Origin of the sequence: Lachnoclostridium sp. An76, assembly GCF_002161355.1 — a bacterium.
Classification (GTDB): domain Bacteria; phylum Bacillota; class Clostridia; order Lachnospirales; family Lachnospiraceae; genus Mediterraneibacter; species Mediterraneibacter caccavium.
In genome coordinates this window covers 245,013-263,884 of the sequence record NZ_NFHL01000003.1, presented here as the reverse complement: position 1 = coordinate 263,884, position 18,872 = coordinate 245,013, and the positions used below count along the sequence as shown (strand labels likewise).

Below are 18,872 nucleotides of genomic sequence, written 5' to 3'. Positions count from 1 at the left end.
GGAGGAGAGAAAAGTGGAAATTACACTGCTTCAATGCGTATTAATCGGTTTGTGGACCGCATTCTGTCTTTCCGGCATGCTGCTGGGGATCTATACGAACAGATGTCTGGTCATGGCTACAGGTGTGGGCCTTATCCTCGGTGACCTTCCGACAGGTCTGGCGATGGGCGCTGTAGGAGAACTTGCATTTATGGGATTCGGAGTGTCTCAGGGAGGTTCTGTACCGCCGAATGCGATGGGACCTGGAATTATCGGTGCGATCCTGGCTATTACGATGAAAGATTCCGGTATGGATGTCAGCACAGCGCTTTCATTATCTTTCCCGTTCGCCGTGGCGTTCCAGTTCCTGATCACAGCAACTTATACGTTTGCGACAACACTGACAGGAACAGCTATTAAAGCTCTTGAGAAAAAGCAGTTCAGGAAATTCCGTTTTTCCGCAAATCTGACAATCTGGATTTTCGCGATCGTCGGATTCATTATCGGATTTGCAGGCGGTATCAGTTCCGAAGGACTTCAGACAGTAGTCGAGCTTATTCCGGAATGGCTGAACACAGGACTCAGTGTAGCTGGTAAGATGCTCCCGGCTATCGGATTTGCTATGATCCTGAATGTTATGGCTAAGAAAGAGCATATCCCGTTCATTATCCTGGGATACATTGCAGTTGCTTATCTGGCACTCCCGACAATGGGTGTTACCTTCCTGGCAACAGCAGTAGCGCTGATCGTATTCTTTAGCATCAGCAAGAAAGAAAAATCTGTAGAAGAAGTGGAGGTTGAATTCGAAGATGGCATCTAATCAGTTAAGCAAAAAAGATTATGTTAAGACATCCCTGCGCGCATATTTCCTGCAGAATGGATTTAACTATGGAAATTACCAGGGACTTGGATATGCCAACATGCTTTATCCGGCGCTCCGTAAAATGTACAAGGACGATGATGATAAGCTGCAGCAGGCATTGGAGGAGAACGTGGAGTTCTTTAATACGAACCTTCATTTCGTTCCGTTTATTACAAGTCTCCATCTTGTAATGCTTGAGAACAAGACACCGTTTAAAGAGATCCGCAGCATTAAAATGGCGCTGATGGGCCCTCTGGCGGGTATCGGCGACTCACTTGTCCAGTTCTGCCTGGCTCCGCTGCTCGGTACGATCGGTGCTTCTCTTGCCAGCGACGGCCTTGTACTTGGACCGGTCCTCTATTTCCTGGGAATGAATATCATTCTGTTCCTGGTAAAATACCTGACAGGTGTATGGGGATGGAAGCTTGGAACAAGCATCATTGACAAGCTCAGCTCTATGATGGAACAGATTTCCAATGTTGCAAGTATGATCGGTGTGACAGTGATCTCCGGACTTGCGGTAAGCTTTGTAAAAATAACCACGCCTCTGGAGTATGCGACAGTAATGGCGACAGGAGAAGAAAATGTTGTTGCGATCCAGTCGATGTTTGACGCCGTGGCGCCGAATCTGCTTCCGGTACTTTATACCGCGCTTATGTTCTATCTGCTGAAAAAGAAGAAATGGACTACATACAAACTTGTTATCTTCACAATTATTGTTGGTATTCTTCTTTCTGTATGCGGACTGATCGCATAGTAAGAATGTGTTTTAAGGAGACGCCGCGAGGCGTCTCCTTACTGTTTATGTGAAAATCAGAAAGGAGAGGAAAAAGGTGAAGGATAAATACAGTAGTTTTACTGCTCTGGCAGAGGATTATGTGAAAAAGTTTGATACACAGGCTGCTGTCCGCTATCTGCGGGAGTACTGCGGGGCTGAGACAGATGAACTCCTTAAGCGCGCCGGCGAGCTTAAGGACCAGACATTCCGTTTTGTGGACAGATGGGATATGGAACCTTGTGAAACGCCTTATCATCTGGAAAAGATGGAGTGGGACAGGACTCCGAACGGAGATCCTGAGTGGGTCTATATGCTGAACCGTCATGATTATATGTATAAACTTTATCTGGCATACTGTCTTACGGAGGACACAAGTTATGTGGAAAAACTCCGCTGGTATCTTTTTCACTGGATCCAGAATAACGAGATAAAAGAAGAAGGAACAGAGACGACCAGAACGATCGACACAGGGATACGCTGCATGAGCTGGCAGTTTCTCCTGCTCCATCTGACCGGGAGCCATCTGCTCAGTAAAGAGGAAACTGAAAAGATTATCAGCAGTATAAGAGAACAGTACTTAAACATGCAGAAGAGGTATATCAGAAAATATACTCTGAGCAACTGGGGAGTTCTCCAGACTACCTCCATATGTATGGGATACATGCTGTTCGGTGAAGAACTGCCGCAGAACGGTCTGGAAGAATGGGCGTGGAAAGAGCTGGAAACACAGCTGGAACTTCAGGTCATGGACGACGGCGGACACTGGGAGCAGTCGATCATGTATCATATGGAAGTCCTTCTGTGTTCTGTGAAACTGCTTCGTATCTGTCGGTTTCTTGATATCAGGATAGAGTGGCTGGAAGAAAAAGCAGCCAGGATGGCGCGTTATGTAATGTTTGCCGCCGGACCGGATCATCGGCAGTGCGCCCAGTGTGACAGCGATGTGACAGATGTCAGGGATGTGCTGGTAAAAGCGGCAGTTCTGACCGGAAACGGAGAGTTCCGGATGATGGGATATGACACGCCTGATCTGGACAGCGTCTGGCTGCTCGGTATGCAGGGTGTGAAGATGTACAATGCCATGGAGAAACAAGTCCCGTCTGAACTTACCTTAAATGAAGTTGATACCGGAAATATTTATTTCAGAAACAACTGGTCCGAATATGCGGATTATACCTGGCTCACATGTGGTCCGCTGGGCAGCAGCCACGGACATGCGGATCTGACTCATATATCGTTGTATCACGGCGGCCGCGCGTTTTTCGTGGACAGCGGAAGGTATTCCTACCGTGAGGATGAACCTGTCAGACCGATGTTAAAAAGCGCGCAGGCTCACAATGTATGTGTGATCGATGACAGATCAATGGCAGTTCCCACGGGAGCATGGGGATTTAAGAGTTACCCGGATGCCATGAAGAATTATTATAAGGAAAAGGATGGGATACATTATGCGGAGATGTCCTATCGTGCTGTCCTTGAAAAAGGGAAAAACTGCAGCGTTGTCAGGAAAGTCATGGTATCTGACGAAGGGGTCTGGATGATCGTGGATGATATCGCTTATGACGGTATGCACAGTGTGAAGCAGTATTTCCACTGCAGCCCGGATGTCAGCGTGGATAAGGCAGAAGAGATGTTATGCCTGGAAATGTCCTCGGCGGACGTGAGGCTGAAGATATATGGGGAAGAAGCATTGAAAATGGAGTCATGCGTGGTCTCCCCGCGGTATAATGAGTTGGAAGAAAGTATCTGTCTTATAAAGGAACGTACATTTGAAAATCAGCTCTCAGATATGACGGTCATAGCTGATGGAAATATTTCTGTGCAGAAGGTTCCGGTATTTCAATACGGGAGAGAAGAACCTGTGTCGGAGGATGTTGTGTTTGCACGGGAGTTTACATTCACATCGGGAGGATCGGTCGTATTCCTTATCTGGAACCATGAGACGTTCCGGGGCGGGAAGGTTTATACATGCCAGGACGTTCCGGTTTATGGAAAAGCGGCTGCAATCCGCAAAAAAGGCAACACTGTCAATATATTGAGGCTGAAAAACTGATCATTAGCGCGAAAGGGAAATCATTGTTCAAATCTCTGTAACATAAAAAAATGATTCAGTTTATTACTAAATCGTGTTACTATATCAGATAGAAGTTTTTTCCGCTTCAGTATTTAAAAACAGGAAGATGAAGTACGAGGTTTGAATATGAGCAAGTTGACAATAAATGAGATAGCAGAACGGGCGGGAGTATCAAAAACAACAGTATCGTTTTTCCTTAACGGGAAAACTCACAAAATGTCTGAGGATACTCAGCAGAGGATTCAGCGGATCATTGACGAGACCGGATATGAGCCGAGTGCGGCAGCGAGAGCGATGAAGTCGAAAAGTACCGGACTGATCGGGGTTATCCTGGGAGACATCTCAGATCCATACTGTGCAAAAGCGCTAAAAGGCATGGAGGACGCGGCCAGCGCCAGAGACTTTCAGATCCTTCCGGGAAGCAGCGAGATGCTGTTTAAATCAGAACAGGAATATGTTGAGCGCATGATGCGGATGGGCGTTGAGGGATTTATTATTCAGGCGACATATCGTTTCGGCATGCTGGCACAGGATTTGGAAAAGAAGCGTAAACCCATCGTGTATCTGGGATCAAGACCTTACGAATATACGGGAAGATACGTGAAGGAAAATAATTATGAGAGTGTATATAAGGTGATCACGGACTGCGTTAAAAAGGGGTATGAGACCTTTATTATTATTTTCAATGAAGAAAGTGATTTCGGCATTGGATTTGAGACGTCAAGAGGATTCCGGGATGCGCTTCAGGATTCCGGGATGGACGGAAATACAATATATCTGAATCCGGACACAAAATCTGAGGAAGTTTACGAAGTGCTCAGTGAGAGTGTGGATCTGAATAAGAAGACGCTGATCTTTGTCGTTTCCCCGCATACGCTGAAGGTTGTATATCAGGCGATCCGGCAGTTCCCGAACTATATCGAACTGTTTTCGGACAGGCTCGGACTGATCGGATTTGATCCGGAAGGGTGGACCCAGCTTGCCACCCCGCCAGTGTCCGCAATTATTACACCGGCTTACGAAGAAGGCGTGCGGGTGATGGAGGAGATGCTGCAGGTTCTGGATGGTAAGAAAAAAGAGACAGAGGTTGTATTTAAAAATATTGTGAAGTACAGGGGAACTACCCTGTGAGAAAAGAAGGGGCAGACAAATGCGGGGGAGAAAATACCGCTTGTCTGTCCCTTCTTTTTAAGCCGCTGTTTTCAGCGTGCAGCCTGATCACTTCTTTTTCTGGTCGATCAACCTCTCGATCAGATCGATCGTCTCCCGTATGCCGTAATTGGCGCTGTTGATGCACAGGTCATAGTTCTCCGGCCTGCCCCAGCGTCCGTAAGTGTAAAAGTCATAGTATTTCTTATGCTGCCGGTCCATCCGTTTCAGGAACCGGGACGCATGGCGCAGGTCCATGTTTTTCGCCGCCATGATCCTCTGGACGCGCTGTGAGAACGGCGCGCTGATAAAGAGGCTGATGTGCGGGATATGGTTATTCGAGAGGATCGAATCCGCGCACCGGCCCATGATCACACAGTCCTCTGTCCGGGCGAGATTACAGATCAGGTCGCTCATATTGAAAAAGACGGCGTCCTGTCTGGGAAGCCCGTGGTAGCGGTTGAATTCCCGGAACCAGGTATTAAGCCGGAACGAGCGCTTCCTGTATTTGTCAAAACCGGCGAAACTTTCCGTCTCCGCATCAGTGACAGAGCCTTTTTCCGCCTCCAGGCGGGTGAGCACCTGGTTGAAGATCTCAACATCATAATAGTTAATGTGCAGATCATCCGCCAGTTCAAATCCGATATCATTTCCCGCGCTTCCCTGCGTCCTGCTGATGCAGATGACCAGATGGTCGTCCCCGGAAGGCTGCTTCCGGGCACTGAGGTTCAGTTCAGCCCTTGCCAGGTCCACGATATCCACTTTCCCAAAGACATCAGGGAGTTCTTCGATCTGCTTCAGGATGTTGTCGTATTCAGACATCATCAGATGTCTTTTTTTCTTATCTTTAATGGTCCTTGCCATATTGCTGATCAGGGCGAGCTCGCTCCGTAAGAGGTGACCGTCCGGTTTGGTCATCATCAACGTACACAGATTCCTTATTGTATTTTCCCTGTCACCGGTGAATGTCCTTCCAAGCGCAGAGCCGACACTGTCGTAAACTTCCGCGTCCAGGTCATAGATACGGTTTGCGAGCTCCATATATTTCTTTTCATTTTCCTGCATATCCGACCACCCTCCTTACAAAAAGAAAATCAATGTGTCCAGCAGAAATACCGGGATCAGGATCCCTACTGACCAGAGCATGTATCCGAAGAAAGACGGCATGTTTACACCGTTTTCGTCAGAGATCGACTTGACCATGAAGTTCGGGGCGTTCCCGATATATGTATTCGCGCCCATAAATACAGCTCCGCACGAGATCGCTGAGAGCAGATGCACAGGTATGGTGCCCAGGCTGGTCGCGATCCCGCTTGTAAACCCGAGTGTTCCCGCTGTTGTGAGGAAGACCAGGTAGGTAGGCGTATTATCCAGGAAACTGGACAGAGCGCCCGTGGACCAGAAGAGCTGCCAGGGCTGCTCCAGACCGAGGTTCGGCCCGACCTGCCTCAGAAGCATCAGGGCAGGCTGCATGGTGATGAAGATCCCGATGAACAGCACCGCCACCTCCTGGATCGGTCCCCAGGTAAAGTGGTTCCGCGTCCGCACATCCTTTGGCGTAGTGCGGAATGAGAGAAACGCCGCCGCGAGGATGATCGCGATCTCAATGAGGGAAGGAAAACTTAAGCTCACATCTCCGAAGATATGGATGCCGAGTACATTCCCCGCGCCGTCCTGGAACGCCTTCATCCCCGGGAGCACGCCGCTTAAGATGACAGCGCCCACGATCATGACGAGGAAGACGAGATTGTGCAGTCCGTCGATCCGGAAGCGGGTCCCGGGCCTGCTGATATCCGGCTTCCTGCCTTCCGCGATGTCCCTGCGGTACATCCTCTTGTCCACTTGATAAAAGATAAAAAGAAGGATCACCATATTAAAGAGAAGGACCGGGAACAGATGCAGGCTCCAGAAGAACGGGATGCCGCGCATAAATCCCATCAGCAGCGGCGGATCGCCGATCGGGGTCAGGATCCCGCCCATGTTGGACACGAGGAAAATGAAGAACACCATGATATGCGCTTTTCTTCTTCTCCAGGAGTTCATTTTCAGAACGGGACGGACCATGAGCATGCTGGCGCCTGTGGTACCGATGCAGCTCGCCAACAGAGTCCCGAGGACGAGAAGTCCGGTGTTGATCCTGGGAGAGCCCGCGAAATCCCCTTCCATTGTGATGTTGCCGGATACGCAGAACAGTCCGAACAACAGGATGATAAATGTCAGATAATCATTTACCGCACACTCCAGTACGGTTTCCGCCATCTGTCCCGCCCCGTAGTAAAGGGCGAACGGGACCGCCATAACAAGGATCCAGAAAGCCACCGCGAGAGGCTGATGGCTGCCCCACCATTCCTCTTTGATAAGCGGCATGATGGCGATGCAGAGCAGCAGCCCTGCAAATGGGATGCACAGCCAGACAGGGACTGCGGCATCCTGCGCGTTTTCCGCTGCCTGGACGCATACCGGGCAGAAGATAAGGATAAAGAGTAGGATTGCTGATAAAGTTACTGATTTTTTCAAAAATGTCACCTCCGTTAAGCCAATAAAAATTATAACTCCGGCATTCGTCAAAATCAAACGAAACAGAGAGGGATTTGTCAGTATTTTGCAGGGATTTTGCCAGATGCATCTCCATTGGATCCGGACAATGGGGAGTTCACAGAAAAGAAAATACGTGATACAATTTCCTTACAGTGAGCAAAAAAGATCAAATGAAGGAAGCTGCCATTATCATGACCATCAAAGAAATCGCCCGCCTCGCAAACGTCTCCAGCGCCGCGGTATCGCGCTACTTAAACGGCGGCTACATCAGCGAGGAGAAGAGGGCACAGATCAAAAAAGTGATCGAAGAGACCGGGTACCATCCTTCCGCCCAGGCGCGCACCCTGCGGACGAAGCGCGCCAGCCTGGTCGGAGTGGTCGTACCAAAGATCAATTCAGAGAGCATCAGCCGCGTCACAGAGGGGATCGGCAATGTACTCGCGGCGCGGGGGTATCAGATGCTCCTTGCGAGCACGGACAACAATGCGAAAAAAGAGATCGAATATCTCCACTTATTTGAAAAATACCCGGTGGACGGGATTATCCTCATCGGGACCATGATCACAGCGGAGCACAGGAGATTTCTCAAAAATGCCCGGATCCCTGTTGTCGTGACCGGACAGAATACGAAATATGCAAACTGTGTATACCATGACGATTACGGCGCCGGAAAGGCAATGGGGAAGCTGGCGGCGTCTCTGAGCGGGAAGCATAAGCATATCGCCTACATCGGCGTCACGCGGGAAGATAAGGCCGCGGGCGCGGCGAGGGAGGATGGATTCCGCGCAGGCCTGAGAGCAGAGGGCAGGGAGCTGGAAGAGGAGTATGTGCGGATATCCGCGTTCCGGGCGGAATCAGGATATGAGGCTGCCCTCTCTCTTCTGGATGAAGAGACGGACATCGGCGTGATATCATGCGCTACGGATACCATCGCCGCGGGGGCGATTCGGGCGCTGCGGGACCGGGGGATCAGACTGGCGCAGGACCAGCCCGCTCTGCTGCAGGGTCGGCCCGCTCTGCAGCAGGACCAGCCCGCTCTGCCGCAGGACCGGTCTGACCTGGCGCAGGATCGGTCCGTCCTGCCTCAGGCCCGGCTCGTTCTGCCGGATGCTGACGCCTCGGCAGACAGCTGCAGGATCGCGGTCACCGGGTTCGGTGACAACCAGCTTTTAAAGGCTGCCACAGGGGGGATACCTACGGTGCACTTCGGGTACAAGACGAGCGGGATCCGCAGCGCGGAGCTGCTGCTGGATGTGATCGAGCGGGGGGAGAAGATCCCTGTGGAGATGAAGCTGGGGTTCCGGCTGGTCAGGGGTTCGGAAGGGCGCATGTAGCCACGGAGGGCTTCTCAATTACCTCTATTTTATAACCATAATTCGGACAGATTTTTCACGCCGGACTCTAAGAAATCCTTATCGCCGGTCAGCAGAACATCTGCTTTCGCTTCAATGGCTGCCCGCAAAATGGGGCGGTCATTGACATCCCTGATTTGTGTTTCGGTCATAACTTTCTCTACCGGAACTGGGATTAATTCCAGGGTAAGCAATGCGACGGAAAGAAATTTGTCCAGCGCCGTCAGGCGGTTCGGGAATTTCTTGTTAAATATCCGCTTTATTTTCGTCCTCATTTCTCAATTCTTTGACGAGATTCATAACATCATCTTCCGAGGTCAGTCCGGCGCGTTCTGCTTCTCCAGCCATTTCCCGCTGAAGAACCTGCATAGCATACACGGCAGAATTGACAATGCGGACGGTGTTTCCTTCCACGATAAAAGTAACCCTGTCACCATTTGACACGCCAAGCACATCGCGGACATCTTTCGGGATTGTGATCTGTCCTTTTGCCATAACTTTGGCATTATCTACAAACGCATTTATTGACATGATTTTACACCACCTTTCTGGAACATGGAAAGTAGGGATTTCCCTACTTTTTTTTACTTTCCCGAATACAGAAAAAAGCCCCTAAATATAATAATGCACAAATCGAATCATTAAATATCAGTAAAAATGCCATATTTACAAATCCTCTGTTTTTTCTTATCATTTATACAAGATATGAAATCGATTTCATAAAAATAGATTTCATATGCGAGATAAATCGCTTAATTAAAGGGAAGGAGAGATAATATGGATTACAGGAAAACAGCACAAGAGATCCTGGATCAGGTCGGCGGAAGCAAAAATATCGTATCCGCCGCACACTGTGCGACCAGGCTGCGGCTCGTTATCGCGGATAACAGCAGGGCAGACAAGGGAGCGATCGAGAATATTGACGGGGTGAAAGGCGTGTTCGAGGCGTCCGGGCAGCTCCAGATCATCCTCGGCACAGGGACGGTCAACAAGGTGTTTGACGAGTTCATCGCCATCGCGGGCATCACTGCCAGCTCAAAGGCAGAGGCAAAGGAGGCGGCAGCGCAGAAGCAGAATGTATTCATGCGCGCGATCAAACTGCTGGGAGATATCTTCGTACCGATCATCCCGGCGATCGTGGCGAGCGGTTTCCTCATGGGGATCATGAACTCCCTGGACTTCATGATCAATAATGGCTTTATCAGCATGGACACGAGCAGTTCGATCTATGTGTTCGCAAATCTGTTCAGCAATACAGCGTACACCTTCCTTCAGATCCTGATCGCGTTCTCAGCGGCAAAAGCATTCGGCGCGAACCCGTATCTGGGCGCAGTCATCGGTATGATCATGATCAACCCGGCTCTGCAGAATGCATACACCGTGGCGACTGAGGGCGTACAGCAGACACAGTCCGTATTTTTCGGGCTCTATGATATCGACATGGTGGGCTATCAGGGACATGTCATCCCGGTTGTGATCGCGGTGTGGCTGCTCTCGGTGATCGAGAAAAAGCTGCACAAGATCGTGCCGGAGGTGCTGGACCTCTTCGTCACTCCTCTGGTCAGCGTGTTCGTGACAGGTTACCTCACACTTTCCATCATCGGCCCGGTCTTCGTCTGGGCTGAGAACGCGATCCTCGGCGGCATCCAGTGGCTGCTCACTCTTCCGCTCGGCATCGGAAGCCTGATCATGGGCGGCCTGTACGCGCCGACAGTCGTGACCGGTATCCATCAGATGTACACGGCGATTGATATCGGACAGATCGCGCAGTACGGCGTGACATACTGGCTCCCGCTGGCAAGCGCGGCAAATGTGGCACAGGGAGCGGCAGCTCTTGCAGTGGCACTCAAGTCCAGGGATAAGAAGATCAAATCACTGGCGCTCCCCTCATCTCTGAGTGCGTTCATGGGGATCACAGAGCCGGCGATCTTCGGTGTAAACTTAAGATTTTTCAAGCCGTTCATCGCGGGATGCATCGGCGGCGGATGCGGAGCCCTGTATGCTTCCCTCGTACATCTCGGGGCAAAAGGCACAGGAGTGACAGGTATCTTCGGGATCCTGCTCTGCCTGGAGCAGCCGGTGCAGTACGTGATCGAGATGGCGATCGCGGTGGGCGTTGCGTTTGTGATCTCTTTCATTATGTATAAAGACCAGAAGCCGAAGGCAGAGACAGCCGGCATAGAGGCGAAAGCATCGGCAGGGGCAGCGGCAGCTGAGACTGCGGGAACAGAGAAAGAGACAGTAAAGAGTCCTGTCAGGGGGCGGATCATCCCCCTTTCTGAAGTGAGCGACGAGACATTCTCCTCTGAAATGCTGGGCACGACTGTGGCGGTAGAGCCGGAGGACGGCAGGGTCGTATCCCCGTGCGACGGCGAGGTGATCAATGTATTCGATACAGGACATGCGGTGTGCATTGCCACAAAAAGTGGCGGCGAGCTGCTGATCCATATCGGGGTGGACACCGTGAAGCTGGGCGGAAAAGGATTTACAAAGAAAGTATCAGACGGACAGCAGGTCCGCGCGGGAGACGTGCTCATAGAGGCAGACCTGGATACGATCCGCGCGGAAGGGTATCCGGCGGCTACGATGGTCATCCTCACCAATGCGGATGAGTATTCCGAAGTGGAAAAGGCAGCGCCCGGGGCAGTCGGCACAGACGATCCGGTCATGACGCTGAAAAAATAGAGTCACTGAGCAGACCGCACAGTGAAAAAGCAACCGATCAGATTGATAATACAGACAGGGAGAATGGATATGAACGCACTGACAAGGGATTTGATCAGACTTACAGAAAAAGCGGAGGCAGAGAAACCGTCGGCTGCGGACAGCCGGTTCCGGCAGGAGATCCATCTGATGCCCCCGACAGGGTGGCTGAATGACCCGAACGGTCTCTGCCAGTTCGGCGGCGTCTTCCACGCCTATTTCCAATACTCACCGTTTCACGCTGAGGGCGGAGTCAAGATGTGGGGGCACTGCACGAGCCGGGACATGGTCAGGTGGGAATACCAGGGAGCGGTCCTTTATCCGGATCAGCCCTTTGACTGCCACGGCGTGTACTCAGGCTCCGCCTTCACAGAGGACGGCGTGATGTACGTGTATTATACGGGAAATGTAAAGCTGGAAGACCGGGCGGACTATGATTATGTAAATACCGGGCGCGAGGCAAACACCGTCCTCGTGACGAGCCGGGACGGGCAGAGCTTCGGGCCAAAGCAGCTCCTTATGAGAAATGCAGACTATCCGTCAGACCTGACCCTCCATGTCAGGGACCCCAAGGTATGGAAAGAGCAGGGACTCTACTATATGATACAGGGAGCAAGGACGAAAGCGGATACAGGGCAGGCGCTGATCTTCCGGTCAGCGGACAGGGTAAACTGGACGCTCCACAGCAGGGTAGAGACAGAGGAGCCCTTCGGATATATGTGGGAATGCCCGGATTACTTTGAGGTGAACGGGGTGAAGCTGCTCTCCGCGTCCGTACAGGGGCTGGAAGGCGGCGTGTGGGAAGACCGGAATGTGTACCAGTCAGGGTATTTCCTGGTGGAAGGTGACATCCTGGACGCGGCCGGACAGCCAGCAGACAGCCAGCCGGGAGCTGTGCAGCCGGGGGGCAGCCAGCCGGGATCCGCGCAGCCGGCGGACCGGCATCCGGGATACAGGCTGTCAGAGTACAGGCTCTGGGACTATGGATTCGACTATTACGCGCCGCAGAGTTTTGAGACAGAGGACGGCAGGCGGATCCAGATCGGCTGGATGGGCATGCCGGACTGCGAGGAGTATACCAATCCTACCATAGAGAACGGGTGGCAGCACTGCTTCACCTTCCCCAGAGAAATCTTCGTGGAAGACGGGAAGGTGCTCCAGCGTCCGGTCAGGGAGCTGGAGGAAAGAGAGCGGGAGATCGCGGCGGCTGAAAAGGGAAAAGGTTCTATTTCAGAACCATTCCTGATAGAAGGATACCAGGTTTATGATATGTCCGTGGACCGCATATCCGGGAACCGATTCCGCGCAGTGCTCGCGGAAGAGCTCGTGCTGGAATACACGGACGGAAGGTTTGAGATGAGGTTCTTAAGCCGGGAGAAAGGATCCGCGTCAGCCGGGAGAGGGCTCCGGTACGTTGAACTTGAACGGCTGGAAAGCGTAAGGATCCTGGCGGATGTATCTTCAGTGGAAGTATTCTTAAATAATGGAGAGTATGTATTTACGACAAGATATTATCCTGAGAGAGCATGCGTCCGTGTGGAAGCCGGAGACGCAGAGATAAAATTTAAAGTGATCGAAATCAGATCGTGAATGAGAGACCAGAGTATAGGGAGCTGCCGCGCCAGGTATGAGCGCGGTGGCTCTTTTAATGTATGTTTTGCTAAAGATGATAACTTGAAGTTAAAATTTTGATGTTTTGCACAAAAAAATGTGCTTAAATCAGAAAACAGAGTGTAAAAATTGGGAGTATTAATGAATCTTTATGAGCTGTTCATAATTAAATAGGAAAAAATTTACAGAAATGTTACAATATAGGATAGTAATTACATAATGGCAGTATTCTCTGCAAAATTAGGAAAACTGCGGTTGTGTAAAATAAAAGGGAAATGGAGGAAAAGGACTAGAAAAAGTATTTGTCCGAAAAAAGGATGAAAAAAAATGACTTAAAAAGAAAAGGTGCAGCAGTCATCGCGGCAGCGCTGGCGGCGGGGATGATCATCCCGTCCATGGCACTGGCAGCGGGACCGTCCGTTAAGGTCGGTTCAGACTCAGGCGTCCAGATGAGCTCGGACCCGGAAGCAGTGTATGTGAATAATTACACCGGGACAACGCGCTCGGAGAATTTCAGTGATAACTGGAAGTTCTATATGGGCGACGCTTCCGGCGCACAGGATCCGGGTTTTAACGACTCGGGCTGGGAGCAGGTGAACCTGCCTCATGATTACAGTATTGAGCAGGAATACACCAAATCAGGGGAGGCTGAAAGCGGCTATCTTCCGGGAGGAACCGGATGGTACAGGAAGAACTTTACCGTTGACAGCAGTGCGGAAGGCAAGAGGATTCGGATTGATTTCGGCGGAGTTTACATGAATTCTACGATCTGGGTAAACGGCCATGAGGTCGGAAGCCATCCTTACGGATACACACCGTTCTCCTTCGATATTACTGATTATGTAAATTACGGCGGAGACAATGTGATCACTGTAAAGGTAAATCACCAGACTCCGTCCAGCCGCTGGTATTCAGGAAGCGGTATCTACAGGAGCGTGGATCTGACGATCACAGATCCGGTACATGTCGATCTGTACGGAACAAAGATCGAGACTCCGAACCTGGAGGAAGAAGCTGGCGGCACGGTAAGCACGAACGTCAGCACAACTGTGGTAAATGATTCCGCAGAAGCACAGAATGTAACACTTACACATACTGTATTCCCGAAAGACGGAGATGCAGAGGACAGCATCGGAACTGTGACGACAGAGGCTGTAGAAGTAGCTGCCGGCGCGAGCGCAGATATCGATGCAACAGTACCGGTAAATAATCCGACACTGTGGGACACATCCGATAACCCGGCACTCTATACTGTGAGAACAAAAGTGAAGGTTGGTGACACTGTTGTCGATACATATGACACAGAATTTGGTTACCGCTATTTTAAGCTTGATGCCAATACAGGTTTCTCATTAAACGGAGAGAATATGAAGCTGAAGGGCGTCTGCATGCACCACGATCAGGGAGCCCTTGGAGCAGAGGCATGGGAGGATGCGATCAACCGTCAGGTGAAAATCCTGAAAGAGATGGGATGCAACTCCATCCGCGTAACACACAACCCGGCGTCTGATGAGCTGATCGAGGCGTGCAACGAGCAGGGAATCCTTGTGATCGATGAGGCGTTCGACGGCTGGATGTATCCGAAAAACGGCAATTCCAATGACTATTCTGTATGGTTTGACCAGACAATTGATGACGGTAACGAAATCATCGGGGCAGAATCAGGAATGACATGGGCGCAGTTCGATCTGACCGCCATGATCAAGAGAGGACAGAATGCTCCTTCCGTGATTATGTGGTCTCTCGGAAACGAGGTGCAGGAAGGAACAGCCTATGGTCTTAACCAGACTTATGCAGATGCACAGAGCAAGCTGATCGCATGGGCTCAGGAGCTTGATTCGACAAGGCCTGTCACAAGAGGCGATAATAATGTTAAAGGTAATACATCCGGAACAGCATATAATATTATGGATTCGCTTGCTCAGGCCGGCGGTGCAGTAGGACTCAACTATACAAACGGATCGCAGTATGATACGCAGCACGAAGCAAGTCCGGACTGGCCTATCTACGGATCAGAGACGGCTTCATCGGTCAACAGCCGCGGTATTTATGACAGATTAGGAAACGGCGGCGCGTCACAGACGGCAGATAAGTACCTTACGTCTTATGACAACTCGGCAGTAGGCTGGGGGGCTCTTGCAAGCAGCGCTTGGTATGATGTGATCCAGCGTGATTTCGTGGCCGGTGAATATGTATGGACAGGTTTTGACTATATCGGCGAGCCTACACCGTGGAACGGAACAAGCACCGGGGCAGTGTCATCCTGGCCGTCTCCGAAGAACTCCTATTTCGGTATCGTTGATACCGCAGGACTTCCGAAGGACAGCTACTATTTTTATCAGAGCCAGTGGAACGACGACGTTGACACGCTCCATATTCTTCCTGCATGGAATGAAGATGTCGTGACAACAAACGGAAGCGGAGAAGTTCCGGTCGTTGTATATACAGATGCAGCGAAAGTAAAACTGACGCTTACTACTGCAGACGGAGAAGTAAAGGATCTTGGAACAAAGGAATTTACGACAAAGACTACGGATGCGGGATATACCTATCAGATTTATGAGGGAGAAGGCGCAAACGGAACCGCCCATAAGAATCTCTATCTGACATGGAATGTACCGTTTGAAGAAGGAACCATTTCCGCAGAGGCATGGGACGCAGAAGGCAATGCGATCGATCTCGACCAGGTTGAAGGACGTACTTATGTGACGACGACCGGAGATGAGGCTAAGCTGGATGCAGAGGCCGACCGTACAGAGATCGCGGCTGACGGCACAGAGCTGAGCTATATTACTGTCAGCGTTGAAGATGAAAATGGTGAAATCGTTCCTGATGCGGCAAACAATGTGAAGTTTACAGTAGAAGGCGAAGGAACGCTTGTAGGTGTTGACAATGGCGAGCAGGCAGATCATCAGTCCTATCAGGACGATAATAGGGATGCGTTCAGCGGTCAGCTTGTTGCGATCGTACAGTCTACGAAGAACGCAGGCGAGATCAAAGTAACAGCAAGCGCGGACGGACTTGATCCGGCTGTTGTGACGATTAATACGACACCGGTGGAAGAAGAGTCCGGAGAAACGTCATTAAGCTACTACATGATGTCCAGAAACTATTATGTGAAGACCGGCAATATGCCTCAGCTGCCTGAGACAGTAACAGCTGTGTATTCTGACAATTCTGAGGCTGACATGACGGTGACATGGAATGAGATCTCAGAGGACCAGATCGCACAGACAGGCACATTCTCAGTTGCAGGTGTGACAGAGGCGGGCGATACAGTTTCTGTAACGGTCAACATGATCGATCAGGTGGCTGCACTGCTCAACTACACTACTACAGTTCCGGTCGGAACAGAACCGGTGCTTCCGGAATCAAGACCTGCAGTGCTCCAGAACGGCGAAGTGATCAGCGCATCCTTCCCGGTAGAGTGGGGCGAGCCTGAGGGCAGCTATGATGAAGTCGGTCCGGTGATGGTAACAGGTACGGCGAATGTACTCGGACAGGAGATGACAGTGTCTGCTGTTGTACGTGTGCAGGAGCAGCAGGTTACAATCGGCGACAGTGTGACAGGAGCAGCCAACCTGAGCCAGGATATTGAGGCAGGCTTCCAGTCAGATACGCTTGAAGCGATCAAAGACGGAAATACAGCGATCAGCGACAACACAAGCGGCGGAGCTAACCCCACGGCATGGAGCAACTGGACGAATACAAATAAGAATAATGACAATGATGCGGAGATTACATTCCGCTATGATACTCAGCAGAGAGTCGGAGAGATCGTTGTTTACTTCGCAAGAGACAACAGTGGCCTGAGATTCCCGAACGCTGGAACGACAGAGATCTATATCTCCGAAACAGGCGAGGACAACAGCTGGACAAAGGTAGAGGCGGAAGAGACGATCGCTGAGTCCGAGAATCCGACAAGGGTCAAGGCATATACATATAATTTTGACCCGCAGTTAGCAACTTATGTAAAACTTCGTGTTGTGAATCCGACAGGTACAGATCTGTCTAAACCGAGTGTAGCGATCACAGAGGTTATGATCAACGAGTGGACAGGCTCCTATACGACGAACTCGACAGCAGCACTTCAGTCGCTGTCAGTCAATGGCCTGGAAGCAAGTGCGTCAGATCTGGCAAACGGATACTTTGACACAGAGGCGATCCTGATCGACACGATCCAGTATGCAGGCGCAGACAATGCAGCGGTAACATATATTCCGCCGTATGAGAACGCAGCAAAACTGATCATCGAGTCTGAGGACCACAGTACAAGAAACACATTTACGATCAACCTTGGTGTAGACGCATCTGCAGGCGACGCTGCGGATGACAGCAGAGATTACGACTATACAAAGACAACTGCAACAGCAGCAAGCGAGTATCCGGGAGGCGGAAATGAAGGACCTGCATCCTATGCGGTAGATAATAATGCCGGAACATGGTGGCATACGAACTGGAGTGTGACAGTTCCGATGTCCGATTTCTGGATCACGCTTGAACTGGAAGAAGAGACAATGCTCGATGCACTTCGTTACTATGGACGTGACGGAAGCATCAACGGCCGTGTCGGAAATTACAAAGTAGAAGTAAGTACCGACGGTGAAGAGTGGACAGCTGTATCTACGGGATCCTGGGAAAATACGGCAGGCTGGAAGCTGGCAGTGTTTGATCAGCCGATGATGGCAAAATATGTCCGTCTCACAGGTCTCAGCACATTTGGCGATTCCGGAAATAACAGATTCATGAGCGCGGCTGAGCTCCGTGTAAGAATGGCAGAAGAGACGACAGACATCAGTAATGCAGAGGTTACAGTTCCTGAAGTGAAGGAAGTGGATGTTGTAGATGAAGACCATCCGGTAACACTGAGCGCTGATGAGATCACAGTTGCTCTTGACGGTGCAGAACTCAGATACGGCGTTGACTACATCGTATCATATGAGAACAACACTGCTGAGGGAACGGCAACAGCAATCGTTACAGGTCTTGGACAGTACGGATATTCCGGAAGCGCATCCGCAGAATTTGAGATCAAAGCAGCAGAGCCGGCAGAACCGGTTCTTGAAGAAATTGCTGTAAAAGAACCATGCAGGACAAACTATACAGAGGGTGAAACACTTGACCCGGCAGGTCTTGTACTTGAGCTGAAATACAGCGACGGTTCAACAGCGGCAGCAGCATATACCGAGGAGACGGCAGCAGACTTTACATTCACACCGGCTCTGGATCAGCAGCTTACAACAGGCGATACAGAGGTTACTGTAGAGTATGCGGGCAAGACAACAGCTTTCAATATCAATGTCCAGCCGGCAGCGGTTACGATCACTTCCGTGGAAGTGGCAAAAGCTCCGGATAAGACAGAATATACTGAAGGCGAGACGCTGGATCCGACAGGACTTGTACTTCGTGTAATATATTCAGACGGTTCAGACGGAACGATCGGTTACAACGCTGAGACAGCAGAATGGTTCGAATTCACACCGGCTCTTGGAACAGCGCTGACAGCAGATATCAAAGAAGTAGCTGTTACATATCAGCATCATACAGCTAACTTCGCTGTCACCGTGAACGAGAAGGACCCGGGAACAGATCCTGATCCGGAACCGGGAGATCCGGGAACAAAACCGGAAGACCCGCAGAAGCCGGGAACAGGCGGAAGCCAGAACGGAGATAAAGGTCAGGGCGGAGACAAGGCTGTCCAGACAGGCGACACAACAAATGCAGCAGCATGGGCAGCAGCAGCGACCCTTGCGGGAGCAACAGTGGTTATCGCCGGAAGAAAGAGAAAATCAGAGAGGTAAAACTTTCTGATTAGCAGCGGGGATA

The 18,872-nt window shown here is 50.7% G+C and carries 12 protein-coding genes; 8 read left to right on the top strand and 4 right to left on the bottom strand.

Translation table 11 applies throughout. The features are described from left to right. The first annotated feature begins 13 nt into the window (after positions 1-13). The 4 genes from B5G27_RS08005 (at position 14) to B5G27_RS07990 (ending at position 4,824) form a co-directional block, all read left to right on the top strand. Positions 14-799, top strand: a complete 786-nt coding sequence (locus B5G27_RS08005) for a PTS mannose/fructose/sorbose/N-acetylgalactosamine transporter subunit IIC (protein ID WP_087178377.1) — start codon at positions 14-16, stop codon at positions 797-799. Continuing rightward, entirely contained in the window at positions 789-1,598 is an 810-nt protein-coding gene (locus B5G27_RS08000; protein ID WP_087178376.1) for a PTS system mannose/fructose/sorbose family transporter subunit IID, read from the top strand. The genes B5G27_RS08005 and B5G27_RS08000 overlap by 11 nt, the downstream gene beginning before the upstream one ends. Positions 1,599-1,674: 76 nt before the next feature. Then, a complete protein-coding gene (locus tag B5G27_RS07995) occupies positions 1,675-3,672 on the top strand; it encodes a heparinase II/III domain-containing protein (RefSeq protein WP_242958269.1) in 1,998 nt (665 codons plus the stop codon). Positions 3,673-3,819: 147 nt separating this feature from the next. Then, positions 3,820-4,824, top strand: coding sequence for a LacI family DNA-binding transcriptional regulator (locus B5G27_RS07990; protein ID WP_087178375.1), 1,005 nt, complete (start codon positions 3,820-3,822; stop codon positions 4,822-4,824). Positions 4,825-4,911: 87 nt separating this feature from the next. Here B5G27_RS07990 and B5G27_RS07985 read toward each other — a convergent pair whose 3' ends face one another. Both B5G27_RS07985 and B5G27_RS07980 read right to left on the bottom strand, forming a co-directional pair. Beyond that, complete coding sequence (locus B5G27_RS07985; RefSeq protein WP_087178374.1) at positions 4,912-5,907, bottom strand: cytidylate kinase-like family protein; 996 nt, start codon at positions 5,905-5,907, stop codon at positions 4,912-4,914. A 15-nt stretch (positions 5,908-5,922) separates the two neighbouring features. Continuing rightward, on the bottom strand, positions 5,923-7,359 hold the full coding sequence (locus B5G27_RS07980; protein ID WP_330399017.1) for a sodium:proton antiporter: 1,437 nt from the start codon (positions 7,357-7,359) through the stop codon (positions 5,923-5,925). 212 nt (positions 7,360-7,571) lie between these two features. On the opposite strand from B5G27_RS07980, the gene B5G27_RS07975 reads away from it, so the two are divergent. Beyond that, complete coding sequence (locus B5G27_RS07975) at positions 7,572-8,714, top strand: LacI family DNA-binding transcriptional regulator (protein WP_087178488.1); 1,143 nt, start codon at positions 7,572-7,574, stop codon at positions 8,712-8,714. Between the two features lie 29 nt (positions 8,715-8,743). On the opposite strand, the gene B5G27_RS07970 is transcribed toward B5G27_RS07975, so the two are convergent. Further along, entirely contained in the window at positions 8,744-9,007 is a 264-nt protein-coding gene (locus B5G27_RS07970; RefSeq protein ID WP_242958268.1) for a PIN domain-containing protein, read from the bottom strand. Beyond that, the gene (locus B5G27_RS07965) at positions 8,979-9,263 is read right to left on the bottom strand and encodes an AbrB/MazE/SpoVT family DNA-binding domain-containing protein (RefSeq protein WP_087178373.1); all 285 of its coding nucleotides are present in this window, start codon (positions 9,261-9,263) and stop codon (positions 8,979-8,981) included. Before B5G27_RS07965 ends, B5G27_RS07970 begins: the two co-directional genes overlap by 29 nt. A 246-nt stretch (positions 9,264-9,509) precedes the next feature. On the opposite strand from B5G27_RS07965, the gene B5G27_RS07960 reads away from it, so the two are divergent. The 3 genes from B5G27_RS07960 (at position 9,510) to B5G27_RS07950 (ending at position 18,847) form a co-directional block, all read left to right on the top strand. Next, positions 9,510-11,417, top strand: coding sequence for a PTS beta-glucoside transporter subunit IIBCA (locus B5G27_RS07960; protein WP_087178372.1), 1,908 nt, complete (start codon positions 9,510-9,512; stop codon positions 11,415-11,417). A 69-nt stretch (positions 11,418-11,486) separates the two neighbouring features. Further along, positions 11,487-13,025, top strand: a complete 1,539-nt coding sequence (locus tag B5G27_RS07955) for a glycoside hydrolase family 32 protein (RefSeq protein WP_087178371.1) — start codon at positions 11,487-11,489, stop codon at positions 13,023-13,025. A gap of 338 nt (positions 13,026-13,363) precedes the next feature. Continuing rightward, positions 13,364-18,847 carry a discoidin domain-containing protein gene (locus B5G27_RS07950; protein WP_087178370.1) on the top strand — a complete coding sequence of 1,828 codons (5,484 nt, stop codon included), beginning with the start codon at positions 13,364-13,366 and terminating at the stop codon, positions 18,845-18,847. Positions 18,848-18,872 lie beyond the last annotated feature (25 nt).

Bases quoted from the DNA above. Each gene is read 5' to 3' on its own strand.
- B5G27_RS08000 (WP_087178376.1), top strand. From the start codon at position 789: ATGGCATCTAATCAGTTAAGCAAAAAAGATTATGTTAAGACATCCCTG.
- B5G27_RS07965 (WP_087178373.1), bottom strand. From the start codon at position 9,263: ATGTCAATAAATGCGTTTGTAGATAATGCCAAAGTTATGGCAAAAGGA.
- B5G27_RS07955 (WP_087178371.1), top strand. From the start codon at position 11,487: ATGAACGCACTGACAAGGGATTTGATCAGACTTACAGAAAAAGCGGAG.
- B5G27_RS07950 (WP_087178370.1), top strand. From the start codon at position 13,364: ATGAAAAAAAATGACTTAAAAAGAAAAGGTGCAGCAGTCATCGCGGCA.
- B5G27_RS07970 (WP_242958268.1), bottom strand. From the start codon at position 9,007: ATGAGGACGAAAATAAAGCGGATATTTAACAAGAAATTCCCGAACCGC.
- B5G27_RS07990 (WP_087178375.1), top strand. From the start codon at position 3,820: ATGAGCAAGTTGACAATAAATGAGATAGCAGAACGGGCGGGAGTATCA.
- B5G27_RS07960 (WP_087178372.1), top strand. From the start codon at position 9,510: ATGGATTACAGGAAAACAGCACAAGAGATCCTGGATCAGGTCGGCGGA.
- B5G27_RS07985 (WP_087178374.1), bottom strand. From the start codon at position 5,907: ATGCAGGAAAATGAAAAGAAATATATGGAGCTCGCAAACCGTATCTAT.
- B5G27_RS07975 (WP_087178488.1), top strand. From the start codon at position 7,572: ATGACCATCAAAGAAATCGCCCGCCTCGCAAACGTCTCCAGCGCCGCG.